Source organism: Streptomyces kronopolitis, assembly GCF_050953795.1.
Taxonomy (GTDB): Bacteria; Actinomycetota; Actinomycetes; order Streptomycetales; family Streptomycetaceae; genus Streptomyces; species Streptomyces kronopolitis_A.
On the sequence record NZ_CP191854.1, the window covers coordinates 1 to 14,110 of the forward strand.

The 14,110-nt window shown below is 70.2% G+C and carries 13 protein-coding genes; 1 reads left to right on the forward strand and 12 read right to left on the reverse strand.

From position 1 onward, the window contains the following. The gene (locus ACQP17_RS34275; RefSeq protein WP_433860166.1) at positions 1–645 is read left to right on the forward strand and encodes a hypothetical protein; all 645 of its coding nucleotides are present in this window, start codon (positions 1–3) and stop codon (positions 643–645) included. On the opposite strand, the gene ACQP17_RS34280 is transcribed toward ACQP17_RS34275, so the two are convergent. From ACQP17_RS34280 to ACQP17_RS34335, 12 genes are all read right to left on the reverse strand, one after another. Continuing rightward, complete coding sequence (locus ACQP17_RS34280; protein ID WP_433860167.1) at positions 646–1,101, reverse strand: hypothetical protein; 456 nt, start codon at positions 1,099–1,101, stop codon at positions 646–648. 120 nt (positions 1,102–1,221) lie between these two features. Continuing rightward, the gene (locus tag ACQP17_RS34285) at positions 1,222–2,325 is read right to left on the reverse strand and encodes a hypothetical protein (protein WP_433860168.1); all 1,104 of its coding nucleotides are present in this window, start codon (positions 2,323–2,325) and stop codon (positions 1,222–1,224) included. Positions 2,326–2,408: 83 nt separating this feature from the next. Continuing rightward, on the reverse strand, positions 2,409–4,490 hold the full coding sequence (fxlM, locus tag ACQP17_RS34290) for a methyltransferase, FxLD system (protein ID WP_433860169.1): 2,082 nt from the start codon (positions 4,488–4,490) through the stop codon (positions 2,409–2,411). A 15-nt stretch (positions 4,491–4,505) separates the two neighbouring features. Next, positions 4,506–5,774, reverse strand: a complete 1,269-nt coding sequence (locus tag ACQP17_RS34295) for a lanthionine synthetase C family protein (RefSeq protein WP_433860170.1) — start codon at positions 5,772–5,774, stop codon at positions 4,506–4,508. Then, positions 5,771–8,761: a lantibiotic dehydratase gene (locus tag ACQP17_RS34300; protein ID WP_433860256.1), complete on the reverse strand. Its 2,991-nt coding sequence runs from the start codon at positions 8,759–8,761 to the stop codon at positions 5,771–5,773. The genes ACQP17_RS34295 and ACQP17_RS34300 overlap by 4 nt, the downstream gene beginning before the upstream one ends. 206 nt (positions 8,762–8,967) lie before the next feature. Continuing rightward, complete coding sequence (locus ACQP17_RS34305) at positions 8,968–9,141, reverse strand: FxLD family lanthipeptide (RefSeq protein ID WP_433860171.1); 174 nt, start codon at positions 9,139–9,141, stop codon at positions 8,968–8,970. A gap of 460 nt (positions 9,142–9,601) precedes the next feature. Beyond that, the gene (locus ACQP17_RS34310; protein ID WP_433860172.1) at positions 9,602–10,048 is read right to left on the reverse strand and encodes a DUF6082 family protein; all 447 of its coding nucleotides are present in this window, start codon (positions 10,046–10,048) and stop codon (positions 9,602–9,604) included. 62 nt (positions 10,049–10,110) lie between these two features. Then, on the reverse strand, positions 10,111–11,019 hold the full coding sequence (locus ACQP17_RS34315; protein ID WP_433860173.1) for an endonuclease/exonuclease/phosphatase family protein: 909 nt from the start codon (positions 11,017–11,019) through the stop codon (positions 10,111–10,113). A gap of 33 nt (positions 11,020–11,052) precedes the next feature. Then, positions 11,053–12,255: a GntR family transcriptional regulator gene (locus ACQP17_RS34320; protein WP_433860174.1), complete on the reverse strand. Its 1,203-nt coding sequence runs from the start codon at positions 12,253–12,255 to the stop codon at positions 11,053–11,055. Beyond that, a complete protein-coding gene (locus ACQP17_RS34325) occupies positions 12,252–12,449 on the reverse strand; it encodes a DUF5999 family protein (RefSeq protein ID WP_433860175.1) in 198 nt (65 codons plus the stop codon). The genes ACQP17_RS34320 and ACQP17_RS34325 overlap by 4 nt, the downstream gene beginning before the upstream one ends. A 545-nt stretch (positions 12,450–12,994) precedes the next feature. Beyond that, positions 12,995–13,483 carry a hypothetical protein gene (locus ACQP17_RS34330; RefSeq protein WP_433860176.1) on the reverse strand — a complete coding sequence of 163 codons (489 nt, stop codon included), beginning with the start codon at positions 13,481–13,483 and terminating at the stop codon, positions 12,995–12,997. After that, positions 13,483–13,917: an ATP-binding protein gene (locus ACQP17_RS34335; protein ID WP_433860177.1), complete on the reverse strand. Its 435-nt coding sequence runs from the start codon at positions 13,915–13,917 to the stop codon at positions 13,483–13,485. Before ACQP17_RS34335 ends, ACQP17_RS34330 begins: the two co-directional genes overlap by 1 nt. Positions 13,918–14,110 lie beyond the last annotated feature (193 nt).

A 14,110-nucleotide genomic window follows, 5' to 3' on the forward strand; every position in this document is an offset into this window, starting at 1 on the left:
ATGAGCGCTACTGATCTGTACGACGAGCTGACGCAGCACCTGTCCCAGGCCAAAGAGCGGTTCGCCGTCGAGGCAGAGGGCGCGGCCATGACCGTACTCAAGGGGGACGGGGTCTACCGGCACGTGCGCTGGGACTTCCCCACGGCGTCGTGGTCCTGGTGTGAGATCGTCACCTGGCCCCACGTGCTCGTCCTGCGCGGCGGCCTGGGCAGTTGGATGTTCACCGACACCGAGGACGTGACCGAGCTGTTCCGGCCGACGTCGACCTCGGAGCGGATCAACCCGCTGTACTGGGAGGGCAAGCTCGCCCCGGGCAGCGGCACGGCGCGCGTGTACTCGCCGGAACGAGCTGTCGCCCACATCCGCCAGACCGTCGCCGACCTGTCTGAAGCCTTCCCTGGTCTGGCCAGCGACGTCGACAGCGACCTTCTCGGTGGCAGGCCTGCGTGCGACCTCAGCAGCGAGGGTGGCCTACGAGCGGCTATCGCCGCGTTCGAGGAGATGCACGGATGCTCCTACGAAGGGCTGCATTTTGACGTGGAGAGCTGGGACCTCAAGCGGTTCGACCCCTGGTTCCTGCTGGCCTGCGTCGTGCTGCCCTGGGCCGTTGAACAGCTCGACGCTGCGCTCGTGCCCGCACGGTGACTATCGGGCCGGGCGGGAGACGCCGGACACGTAAGCGCCGATGCCCCGTCGCTGGATCACACCGCCGGGGATGACCTTCGCGTTCGAGGGTAGCTCGGGCACCTTGCGCTTGGCCCGCTGTGTCTGGTCACCGCCGATGAGGTGCCGGTTGTCGAGCAGCGCCTCGCAGTCCTGGTCGGCGACATCCTCGTACGGTCGGCGGCACGAGCGGCAGTACACCTCCAGGGCGTCAACGCGGGTGCCCTGCACGGTCGTGAACGAGCCGCGGAAGTCGGCGAGCTTCGCCACGCGGTCCTCGACCTTGATCTCGGCGGCGACGATCCAGACGTGCGCGAAGGAGTCTTCCGGCTCGTCGACGACAGCCGCCGACTCGCCAGATTCCTGCGGCAGGGCGAAGAGGTCGGCGAAGGGTTCCCATTCCAGTTGGTCGCAGACTAGTGGAGTCGAGGTCAGCACAGTGCGGGTCCTCCCGGCAGCGGTACATCAAATCGCGGCCGACCGTCAACGGCTGGCCTCGCTCTATGGACGGTTCCGCCGCGCCAGGCGTTACACCTCAGTCGTCTCCTGCCCGTTTGCCTACGACTGTTCGCAGGTGACGCTTGCCCGGATCACCTCGTCGCTGAGGCGGAGGGCCTTCGTCAAGCGTGCGGCCTGGGCTGCGGGAAGTTCACCGCTTTCCAACGCGCAGGCGCGGACGAGGTCCTGGGCCGCTTGGGTTTGCCGGGGCCTCAGTAGGTGGGTGAACCCAGGGACAGCCAGGCACTCGCGTGCGGCGTACCCGTCGGACGCCGTGATGGTTCGGCGGTGCAGCTCCTCGGCGACGCGATGTGCCGCTGGACCGTCGGACGTGTCGAGGAGGGTGAGGATGGTCAGGCCGAGGCGGGTGTCGAAGACGGTTGTCCCGGGGTCAGGCTGACGCTGGACGTAGTCGTCCACCATCTCTGAAAGGAGATCCGCGACGGGCCGGCGAATGGCCCTAAGGCACATGACTGCCAGGCAGGAGGTGACGGCTTGTTCCCAGGGTTCGCCGGGTGCTGTCTGGAACACGAGGTCGGCGGCACTGGCCGGCTCGCAGGCGAGCGTGGCGAGAACTGCGACTTGGCGGCCGTCGAGCATCCGCTGCCCGATGCCGCGGTGTTCTTCGATGTGGACCAAGGCGTCCGCCCAGCGGCCGGCGGTGGTCAGGGTGCGGGTGCCGTCGGCCAGGATGACCCGCCATAGCCAGGCGCGTACCTCATGGCGGTCGGTGTCGCTGGTGGTCAGGTCATGGGGGACGTGGATGTCCTCGAACTGGGCGTCGGCATCGTTGCTGATGGCGTCGTAGAGCGCGAGCAGGCGGTGACGGCCGTCGTCGGAATTGCCCGCTCGGATTTGCAGGCGGGCGAGGTTGACCACGGGTTCGAGCGCCCGGATCGCGGTCATGCCGGGAAGGGGGGCGGCGTGGAGGTAGGCGGCGGCGTGCTGGTGGCACATCTGCCGTGCGAGGTCGGGGAGCCCGATGTCGGAGGCGATGAGCGCAGCCTGGTTGTAGACCGCGGATGCCAGGCCCTGGTTCGCCTTGGTCACGGCGGTGTCGACGAGTTGGGCCAAGGCGTCCACGCGCTGGGGGAGGGGCAGGCAGGCGGGACGGAATCGGGAGATGAGTGGGAAGCGCTGAGCTATGTGGCCGTGCAGAGCCATGAGGTCCCCCGGGTGGTCGGATGGCGAGGTGCGAGCTGTGTGGGGTGCCCACCGGCGGGCGGCGGGCACCCCACACGCGACGGCTACTGCCAGGTGGCGAGGACCCGGTTCAGCGGGGTGTCGAGGAGGAAGGCCCCAGGCTGCTGCTCGACCGCGGGTCCGTCGAGCGGAAGGATCTGGAAGGTCGCTTCACGCCCGCGGTACTCGCGGTCCCAGGTGCGGATGGCGTCGGCGACCTTCGCGGCCAGTTCCTCGCTGCCGAGCCCGTGGCCGATGACGCCGAACTCCCAGAGCTTGCCGCCTTCCGGGGTCTTCTCATCCAGAAGGCGCCGCGCGAGGTAGGTGACCGCGCCCTTGTCCACGGCCGCCGTGGAGGATGGGTACGGGTCCTCGGCAAGCACCGTGCCCTTGGCGGCCTGCGGGAACAGCATCCGGATCAGGCCGGAGGGCAGAGAGCAGGAGACGAACAGCTCCATCCACTCGGGGCTTTCCATGGCGCGGACCTTCATGCCGGTCCACTCCTCGGTCCGCGGCTGGTCCAGAACCCCGGCGAGGGCGTCGGCGTCGATCTGCTGCCCGGCCGGGGCCTGGAGCCGTACGGTGCCGTCCGCGGTGAGAGGGACGATGCGCCGGTCATCGTCGGCGATGCCGCGCCGCAGCGGCATGAAGGTGTTCATCTGCGAGCCCGATGACACCCACCGGCCGTCGCGCTCCTCGTAGACGATGGAGCGCGAGACGCTGCCCTTGAGCCGCTGCGGGGTGACCAGCCGGCCGCCGGGAGCGAGTTGTTCGAGCCAGGCGTGCGGGATGCCGTGCGCGCCGACGGTGGCGATGATCCGGTCATACGGTGCGCCCTCGGCGTGGCCCAAGGCGCCGTCGCGGGTCACAGCCTCGACATTGGAGAAGCCGGCGGCGGCGAGGTGGGCGCGGGCTCCCTCGACCAGGTCGTCATCGACGTCGATGGTCGTGACGTGCCCGTCGGGGCCGACGAGGTGCCCGATCAGGGCGGCGTTGTAGCCGGTGCCGGCCCCGAGTTCGAGGATGCGTTCACCGGGCTGGGCCTGGAGCTGGTCCAGCATGAGGGCGACGACGCCGGGCTGCGAGGCGCAGGAGATCGACGTGCCGTCGGTGTCGTACTTGATGTTCACCGGCGCGTTGGCGTAGGCGTCGGCGAGCGGTGCGTCAGGGACGAACAGGTGCCGGGGCACGGTGCGCAGGGCGGCTTCGACCGCGGGAGTCCGGGCGTGGCCATCGCCCTGAATCTGGTCTACCAGGGCATTACGGAGCCGTTCGGCGTCGGCCTCGTGGGTGGTGAGCGTGTCAGTGTTCACCGCGCTGACGCTATCGGCCTCAGAGCCGGTTGCCGCTGCTGACGCGGTGTTGTCACTCGATCCCATGACTACCTCTCGTGCGATGTGGGACAGGGCGTGCTGGTCCTCGGTAGGCAGACCGGCACGGTTGGCGTGGAAGATCACGTGGTGCGCGATGACGGCGCGCAGACCGCGGGTCAGGTCGCCGTGGGCGGCGAGGTAGGCGAGGGTCGTTCCGGCCCGTTCGAAGGCGGCCACCCACTCGGTGCGACCATCGAGCGGGCCGCCCGTGCGGCACAGGCTGCGAGCCTCGGTGGACATCAGCGTCCGCATCGCCGGCGCCAGGTCGGCGGACCGGTCAGGGGCGAGAAGTCCGGCGCCGGGGCGCAGTGCGGATACCTTGGCCCATACGTCGCCCTGCTCGAACCAGTCGAGGTTCGCGGCTCGCATCAGGCTGCTCATCAGCAGGACGGCGGTCTCCCGACGACCCAGTCGTTTGGAGCCCGGCTGGTAGCCGAGGAGATGGCGGCAGTCCTCGTGGAAGAGGGCGTGCGCGGCGGCCATGGCGTCCGCACCACCGAATGCCTCGGTCTCCGGCTCGTAGATCCCGGTCGTCCAGGACTGCGCGATGCCTTCGGCGACAAGGTCGTCCAACAGTGCGTCCACGGTCGGTGACGAGCCGTCCGCCAGGTATCGCAGGGGCCAGGGCTGCTTGTTCATGAACCACCAGGCGGTGAGCTGCCCGTCCGCCTCGGCAGCGAGCAGCGCCGGGGCGACACGGTCGGTGATGGCGCGCTGGGCGGTCTGCCGGTCGGTGAACGTGATGTTGTGCTGGTGCCAGCGGTCGGGCGGCATCCGGTTCCTTTCGAGTCAGGCGATGAGCAGGCAGGCGTCCCAGGCGGTGCGGGGAGGCTCGGCGCTGCTCGCGGCGAGCAGTCCCAGGGCGGTTCCGGCGGCGCCATCGAGCAGGCCGGCTCCCGCTTCGCCGTCCACGAGCGAACCGGCTACCGCTTGCGGCGCTGCCCTGGATGGCAGCAATGCGGCCAGGAGAGCCGGGAGGGCGGCCCGGAGCTGGCCCGCGGTCGCAGGATCGGCGTCGGCGGCGGCGCGGACGGCTATGTGCGCGAGGCCGGCGAAGCCGTGGCAGAGCCCGTTGTCCGTGGTGGCGTGGACCTGGGCGGGATCGGTGAGAGCGGCCAGCAGGGCCGTCTCGGCCTCGGTCCGGCGGTCGGCGTCGTCCAGGACGAGTGCGGCGAGCTGCTGGGCGCGCGCCAGGCCCGCGGTGCCGTAGCACCATGAGGGTCGGCGGGGTGCGGTGGGCGAGAGTCGTCCGGCCCGCAGGTCATCCCGGGTGATCCAGTACGGCCACGCCGGGCCGCGCCCGGCATTCGTCTTCCACCGGTCGAGCCAGTCCAGGAGTGTGCGCATTGCCTGGTGGTGGCCGGTGACGATGGTGCCGCGGCGGGCGGCGAGCGCCAGCAGCGCGAGGACCGCGCCGACGCCGTGCGCCATACCGTGGTTGGCGTGCCCGCCGGGGAAGCGGTCGTCCGGTCGGCCGGACGGCCCGGTCGTCGCCCACCAGCCCGGCAGGCGCTCGCCGTCGTGGGTAACCGGGGCGGTCAGGCGCACGCAGTAGTCGAGGACGGCCCGCGTCACCGGGCCGGCCGGGTCGCGGCGCAGAAGGTAGGCGCCGTAGCCGCTCAGGCCCCGGATGGCGTCGAACTCGGCGAGCGCCGGAAGGTGCCCGGCGTCGATCCGGCGGTGTGCGGCGTCCAGCCGCCGCCGGACATCGGCGGTCACCTGCCGGTCCAGCAGGCGAAGCCCCCGCCGGTAGGAGCCTGGCAGACGATCGGCTGCGCAGGACAGAACGTGGGCAAGGGCCGGTGCTCCGTAGAAGGGGTGGCTGTCGGGGCCGCTGGTGAACGGCTGGCGGGTGGCGACGGTCAGCCAGTCGTGCGCGCGTTGCCAGGGACCGAGGTCCGCGGCGGCGCGCTCGATGTGCAGCAGGGCGATACCGGTTGGACCGAGGGCCAGATGTTGCCGGACGCCGTCGGAGGCGACTACTTCGGGTGCAGTGGCGGGGCAGGCGAGACGGTCGGCGATGGCGGAGGAGAGGGTGAGGGCGTGGTGGTCGTTCACCGTTGCCTCCCGGATCGGGCATTGAAGGCCAGGGCGGCGGCGCGGGCGAGGTAGAGGCAGATCTCTTCCTCGGGGAAGTTCACCGCGACGTGCCGGACGAAGTGGACGTGCAGCAGGGAGGTCAGCACGTCGTCCACGGCGATGCCTTCGGTGTGCGGCCCCGGCAGGTGGGGCCGGTATGCGGTGAGCGCGGCGGCGCGGTCCGCCCAGCCCGAGACGATCGCCTCGCCCCCGGGGACCGCGCGGAGGGCATCCCAGTTGCCGCTGGGGTCGGCGAGTTGCACGGCTTCGGCGAACTGCGGGCGAGGAACCGCCCCCGGCGCGGCCGGGGGGACGTGGTCGATCAGCCAGCGTGCGCCGGCCTGCGGGCTGCCGAGGAACGCGGAGACGATGGAGAGTGTGTGGGCGGCTACCAACGTGCGCTGCTGCGGACGGTTCGGCTGGGCGAGCTGATCGACGACGGCACGGGAGTCCGCCCGGAACACCTGCTCGGCGGCGTCCCAGGCGGGGCCAGCACCCCAGCGGCCCATCTCGCGGTAGGAGGTCGGGTAGCGCAAGTCCGCAAGCAGGCCGGCGGCACGCAGTTCGTCGGCCCACGCGCTCACCGTGCGGGCGGTGTCGGCGAAGCCGTCCGGGCTCGGCAGGGCGATGCGCAGCCGGAGGTGCTGGGCAGGATCGCGGAAGCGGATGAACCACCACTGCGGGCCGCCGAGGCGGCGGATGAGGTCAGGTACATGCCGGGTGAGCACGGCGTCCTGGCGCCGCAGGTCCCCGTACAGGGCCGCCAGCAGTACCGAGGAGACGGCGGGCGTCTGCATCTGGACCCGGGACAGCCTGCGGGCCGTGGTCGGCTCGGGAAGCGCCGGCCACGCAGTGGGCCGGACCGCTTTCAGGGGGACCACGATCTCGTGGCCCCGGCCCTCGCTCCATCCGTTCGCTTCCGGCAGGGCCGCCTCGGTGAGCACCGCGGAGGGAGTGCGGTCGAGGTGCTGGCGCAGCAGGCTCCGGTGAGCGGACTGGTCGAGATCGAGAAGGAGCCGCCGGTCGTCATGGACGAGGTGAACGTGCTGGGGCAGCCGACGACGGTCTCTCCACCCGCACAGCGCGGTGTCCCATTCGGCACCGGGACAGTCCCGGGCGGGCAGATCAGCCGTCTCCAGCCGCCAGCGCGCCGGAGCCAGCACGATGCGGCCGTAGCGCAGACGGGGCAGGAACGGCATCGCCGCCGCGACGCCCCAGTCGAAGACGGTCATCTGGGCGTACTGGGCACGGGAGATCTCGGTGAGGAACCGGGCCAGCGGCGGCGTGTGCAAAGTGAGGTTCAGCGCGTGCATCCCGACGGCTTCGACGCGGTGCCCGAGGCGCGGAGCGGCGAGGTACATGCGCCGGCCGTCGCAGGCCACCGCCAGGTCCGCCGGTGTGAGCACTGCGGCATCGGGGGCAGCACGGTGCTCTTGCAGGCTGATCACGAGCGGCAGGACGCGCGGGGCCCGGGTGACGTGGGCGCTGTCGGGAAGCAGCGGGGGAAAGGAGAGCTGGGCTGGGACCGTACCGTCGTCGGCCGTGGGCAGACCGGCTAACTCCCGGCTCAGCGCCTCACGGTCGGCCGGAGCGAGGACACTGAGGAAGCGGCCACAGGCCACCCCGGCGCCCCGCGTCACGCTCACGACTTCCACCATGAACTGCCCGCGCCGGACCGACTCCAGACTGGCGGAACGCAGTCGCAGACCTACCTCCAAGTGCGGCGGCACCCGTGGCATCTCCGGTCCCACGTCCAGCGCGGCCACGATCTCGTCGGTGAGCAGCACCTCGTCGTTTCCGTCGAGCGCGGCAGACTGTGCGAGCCGGACCAGCACGTCATCTCGGGGAGAGACCCGCCGCCGGCCGGCGCCCGTCGGAGCCCCGGGGTAGCCGTCGGGGTATCCGATGCCGCTGTCCGCGACGACCTCCAGCAGCGGCACCATCGTTCCGATGCCGTACCGCTCGTAGAACCGCTGGTGATACTCCCCCCATGCCCGCGGGCCGTACGGGCGGGCGCTGAGCCGGGCCAGGATCGTCGCGGCGCGCTCTGCCTCACGCGCCACCGACTCCGGAAGCGCCAGATGGGCGTCCAGGCGGAGATCGAGGGCGAGCGGGTGACGGCGGAGCCCCGGCATCATCTCCCTCATCCGAAGTGTTACGGCCTCCCGCCCGGCAGGAGTGCCGCACTCCTCCAGGCCGGAGCGGACGGTACGCAGCTCCTGCATCGTCTGAGCGAGGGGTGCAAGGGCACCCGCCTCGACTGCCTCAAGCTGCGTGAGGACGTGGCCGAGAGCGTCCGTCTCGGTGGCCGGCGCCTGGAGGTTGGTGATCAGTACGCGGCGCTGGACCAGACCGGCCAGCAGCCCGTGGACTCGCTCGGGCGCCACGGCCGGGAACTCGGACGCTAGCTTCTCGGCCAGCTCCCCGAACCGCACCGGTGCACCGGCTGAGCTGAGGACGAACCGCACCGGGGCCGTCAGCGCAATGGATGCCTCGACGGCTCGGCGTGCGTCGGGCGGCCCGTCGTCCTGGTAGGGGACGACCAGATGACCGTCGCGCTCGAAGGTCGCGTGGTTGGCGACGCCCGACAGGAGCGGCAGCAGCACACCGCTCTTCTCCAACTGGTCGACCAGCCGTGACAGCCACTCCGCGCTGGCACTTGCGACGGCCACGTGGTCCTCGCCCCAGACAGCACGGGGCTGGGCGCTGAAGGTGGCGGTGGCGACGCCTGCGAACAGGCCGAAGGGGGTGGGCCGGTGTCCCGCGCGCAGGAGATAGCGCGCGAGCGAGAGGCCGACTCGGCGTACGTCGCGCGCGGAGGGAGCGGCAGTCGCGCGCAGGGCCTCGGCCTGTTCGGCGAGGGCCGGACTGGCGTGACGCACTGCCTCAGCAAGCTCAGCGTCGTGCCAGAGCGCGCGAATCCAGGCAATGCGGCCGGCGGTGACCTCGGCCTGTTCATCGGCCATGAAGGACCGGTCGTCGAAGTCCGGGAAGGGGGCCTGGGCCACGGCCGGCCGGGCGACGGTGCGCACCAAGGCGGTCGCGCTGGCCCGGAACGCTGGGGTTAAAGCCACGGTTTACCTCTACCTCCTTGAACCGGTGACGGAGGGCGGCCGGTGCCGCCACGCCAACAGCGCGTGGCGGCACCGGCTCCCGGTCAGGACCAGACGGATTAGGCGACGTTGGTGGTGCAGGCGCCGCACGTGGTGCCGCAGTTGTCGTCGGTCAGATTGGTCAGACCGGCGGCGTCGGAGACCTCCAGCAGAGAGACATTCAGGTCGAACCCGTCCGACTTGGGTGCCGGCTCCTGGACCTGGGTGGTGCTCTGGGCGACGGGCTTCGTCATGACAACTCCAGTTGGCTCGTTGGATGTTGCGGACTGTGTGGTGCTGCCAGCACCCCAAAGGACGGAGCGTAGCCAGAGGGCTACACGCGTCGTTCAGGTTCTGGCCAACCCAGCTCTCTGATCGAGCTGGGAAGTTCTGTGGGCAGGTGCCGGACGACGGGACTGGCTCTCGTTGACTTCGAGGTCAGTCCCGTCGTCCGGCGCCGGGCCTTGGTCCAGGCCCGGCGCCGGGTGGTGCACCCGCCCGTCATCAGGGCCGTCACACACCATCTGACGGGCGGGCGGTTGAGCGGGCCGGCCGCGGCTCACCCACGAGTACGACCGGGGCGCGGTCAGGCGCCGCCTCCTCCTCCGCGGGGTGGTCTCAGATCTCGTGCACGGCACGGTGATCCTCATGACCAGGAGAAGGCCCCCGTCTCGGCACCGCGAGCCGATAGGCGCGCGGTGCAGGGGGTGCTGGTCAGACGCTCGCGGGCTGGGCCTTCGGGTGTGCCATGTACGCGTCGTTCATGGCCTCGTTGAATTCCGCGGCGTCTGAGTCATCCATCGTCTCCTCCGCCCGGAGGGAGCCGAACCGCTCCCAGTACCGTCGGCCGACCTCATGATCCATGATCCACTCGGCGACGAAGCGCAGCCGCCTCCCCGTGGTGATGCCCAACTTGTGCCGCAAGCTGAGGGCACAGAGCTGCTGGTTGGCATCCAGGATCTTCACGTACTCCTTGGTGTCCATGCCCGTCGGCGCCCATGATGCCGCGAGTTCGGGGTGGGAGGTCAGGTGCGTGAGACGGTTGATCTGGATCTGTGCGACAGCCACTTCGTTCAGCTGCCGCTGGTGCCGCTCCCTCTGCACAAGGCGGAGTGCGCCTACGGCGGCGACGGCGAAGATGGCGGTGGTCGAGAGCTTCATCGTGGTCCTTCCCTATGGTGTGTGACTGCTGGCGCGGTGGTGCGCGCCTTCTGGCCGTTCGCTTAGGCGGCCGGGAGCATTGCGCTGACGGGGCGAGCGAGGATGTCGGTCAACACGTCACCGTCGAGTTCGAGTCGGACGATGTGGTGGTCCGACTCCGTGAGCGGCACCTCGATCACATCGACGTCGAGCACCGCGGGGAGCAGGTCCCCTGTCGCGTAGATGCGGTCGACTCGTGCGTCAGGTCCGTGCGAAGCGCAGCCATTAACGGTGCGTGCCACGGCGGCAGCACAGCCCCCGCTGGCTGTGGACCAGTACCGGGCTACGTCCTCCAGCCCTGCCGTCCGCAGGGCCTCGTCCGGGCGGGTGTCCATCCGTCGCCGACCGTCCGGGCCGACGTACGATCGGTGGAGCCGGTGCGGCCGGTCCTGAATTTCGTCCAGCTTGGGCAGCGCGGGGTCCTTCGGGAGGCCCGGCTCCGGGTAGCTGTTGGTGTCGCCACCAAGCAGGGCCGGCAGCCGGTACGCCTCCCCATCGACGGCTGTCTGGTACTTGTCGGCCCAGGTTGAGAGCCATTCGGCCTCGGCCATCCGGTTGGTGGGCGAGGCGTAGTTGAGGTGGTAGGAGGCCACGGCCAGGGGCATGGAGTCGACGGGCGCCGGCCGGTAGCGGAGGGTGAGAGCTGTGGGCGGCTGCACCCACATCGGGCCGGTGTCCCAGGTCCGCACCGGCTGGAAGACGGCGGGGTCGGTGAAAATTGCGGTGCTCGACCTCGGGCCGAGCCAGCCGCGCATGCCCAGGATGCTCTCCAGCTCGTACAAGATCCGTTGCCCATCGGCGTCGGAGCCCCACATCTCCTGCCGCAGCACGAGGTGCGGGTTGAGCGAGCGCAGCCTTTCGTGCGCCTGAAACCGTGCGATGTGGCTGCCGCCGTTATGTTCAAGGTTCCAGCACAGGATGGTGATCTGCATGGGCGGTTCTCCAATTGTCGGGGATGGGCGAGGTCAAGCCGAGAGGAGCGCCGCGGCGGCGTCAGCCGGGCGGCTGAAGTCGACGGTTGCCAGCAGGTCGTCCACGGCCGTGGCCAGGCATGCTGTGTGCCACACCCGCAACGCGTAGTCGGGGCGGTGCACTGCCGCGGCTAGGACGGCCGTGCGCGCGATGAGGCTCGATATCTGTTGATGCGTGCTCGTAGGGGGAAGGGGGCCGGATCGGGTTCCTTCGACCAGGTGGTGTGCTGCCGCGACCAGCTGGTCGATCACCTTGTCCAGCGCCTCAGGCGTCGGCGTGAGGCGTGATTTCCACCAACTGCGGGCCCTGCGCACAGCTTCTCGGACCTCGTCGGTATGTAGGGACGGGTCCGATGCCAGCCGGGGAAGCTCCGTAGGCCTCTTCAGTCGCTGCACGGCTCCCCAGCGAGCCGTCAGCCGTTGGAACTCTCCGTGCTCCAGCAACCCCTCGTCAAACAGGGTGCGCATCGCGACAGCGAGCGGCGGCTGCGTGGTCACCAGGATGCGGCACAGCTCCTGCCGCCCCGGCAACGCGACACCGGGCGGGAAGACCCCCTTCCGAATGAACTCACGCACTGTTTCCGCTAGTTGGAATGGTCGGTCATCTCGGAGATCCCCGCCTGGAACTCGCACCCGGCGGTTGGCCTTCTGCTCGACAACGCTCGCCGCCGCGAGGTCGCTCAGGGCCAGGCGGATACTCGGGAGGGGGAGAGCGAGGTCTGCTGCGATCCGGCCCGGGGCCAGGACGGCGCCAGGGGGGTACGAGCCGTCCGTGATGCGCTTCTTGATTTGCTCTGCGACATCGGCGATCGACACCCACGGGGGCAGCGTTTCCGCCAGGGCACGAAGCAGCTCTCGTGCGTAGCCCGCCCGCACAACCAGCCCTTCGTACGACACCGCCGGCGCCTCAGGACGAGCAGTCGCCTTGATCAGCTCGGCCCACCGAGCCCGGTCTGCCGGAGAACCTGTCGCCGCTTCCTGGCGCCGCTCAGCATGCGGCACCCACACAGCGGCGTACTTGTCGAGGTCGGCGTGACCGTTCAACACGGACCCCGCAGAGGCCGCCGACTTCGCGCCGGCCACCCTTCCAAGCCGCAGCAGGTCATTGCGCAGCGCACGACGGGTGGCCGCAGTGTCCTCCGCCGACGAGCTGGGCTCGACTGCCTGATCCTTCTGCTCCAGCCCCTGGTGGCTCATGCTGCTGCCACCTGCGCACGGCGCTGCGCCGGGTCGATGGCTTGGCCGTCAGGCAGCAGTTCGCCGGTGTCGTCGAAGAGCAGAACCCCGTTGCACAACAGGCTCCAGCCCTGCTCCGGGTGGGGCGCCACGACGCGAGCGGCCTCCCGATTGGGCGATTCGGGCGGCGGGCACTGGGGCCGATGCTGGCACATAGAAGAACTCCGGGATCGGGGGTGTGGTTACGCCTTCGGGGTTGTCGCTGCCGGCCGACCCGCTTCAGGGCAGGGAGTGGCGGGTCGGCCAGCGCGCCGGGCACCCGGGGGTGGGGGCGCCGGTCTGGTTCCTCCCGACGGCCGGCCACCGGCCGGAGCCAGGAGGAAGGAGGTGCGCCGTTGTCTCCATCGGAGGCGACGACGAGGCGTGGTCTGGCTAGTCACCAGGAGCCGGTGCGCGGAGTAAACGAGGATGCGCAGCCGTCGTCGAGCTGGGTAACCGTGGCTGACGTGGGTGCCGTCGATGAGAGCGCGGGCGTGGGCGACCACAGCCATGGTCAGCGGGCACCGCCTAGCCCGATCCGTACAGATCGGCAGGAGATTGGCGATCACCGCTTCGACTGCCGCCATCTGGGAGCTGGCGTACAGGCCGCCGCCATCGTCCAGGGATTCGCGCGCCGCGAGGATCACTCGTCGAGCGTCCTCGAACACCATCTCGCGCTCATCGCCATGCACCGCGGCGGTAATGGCCTCCAGCAGGGTCGTCATTCCTCGTCGTCCCCCATCAGGTCGAGCACGGCGACGATCGCGAGGGCGTATTGACGCAAGTAGCGCAGCATCTGGTCCGGCGCCGGCCGTAGGTCTCGGAGAACGATCAGCCGCCGCAGCTCGTCGGTGGGGTAGATCGCGATGCGGTGCGGGGCGATTTGCAGGAGCAGGCGTGTGGCCCGGCGGAACCGTTCGGCGATCCGCGTCGCATCCTCGGGGGACAGCGGCGTAGTCCTGGGCGACCGTTGGCGGGGGGTGGGCAGACCCATCCTGGCTAAGAGGTTGTCGAGCTTCCTGCCCCCCGGCCCAGCGGGGCCAGGGCGGTCGCTGAGGACTTCTTCCACCATGGTGATCAGGTCTTCGGGGATGGCCTCGCAGGCGAGGGACCGGGACAGGGCGTGGGCGAGCCTGCGCTTCTTCACGTCATTCGCGGTGACCGGCCGCCTCTTCGGCGCGGTGGTCGGGACTCCGCCAGCGACGGCCATCAGGCCCTCCCAACATGGAGGATCGCCCACGTCGTCGTGCCGTGGTCACTCACGCCCCAGTCGCGTGCGATGACCGCGACGATGAACAGACCGCGGCCGGATTCGTCAGTGTCGTCCGCAAAGGCCATTTGAGCCGGTTCCGGGTTGCCGTCGGTCACCTCGACCCGCAGCTCCTCGTCGACGAGGACAACCGTCAGCGCGATGTTGTCCCCGCTGGCGTGCTGGATGGCATTGGTGACCAGTTCGGAGACGGTGAGCAAGGTGTCCGCTGCCGTGGGCCCGGCGATTTTCCACAGCCGCAGGTGAGCCGAGGTGATCCGGCGCATGCCTCCGACCCGGGCTTTGTCCGGCGCGAAGGACACCGTGAAACGGCGGGCAGCCTGGTGCTGCCGGTCCGCAGCGATCGATGCGACGGCGGCCGTGGCGGGGGTCATCGGTGACCTCCAGAGTGGGTGGCGTTGGGCGACACCCAGCCCGGAGCCCTGCTCGTGGTGCTCTGGCGCATTCCTGGCCTCGGCTCGTCGGAGGGTCTTGGGACTTTGCCGGCGCGGCCCGACTCCGGAGGTTTCCTGGGCTGGCCCTCGCAGGAGCCGGGACCGCGCACGAGTTCGGGGACACACGCCCCCA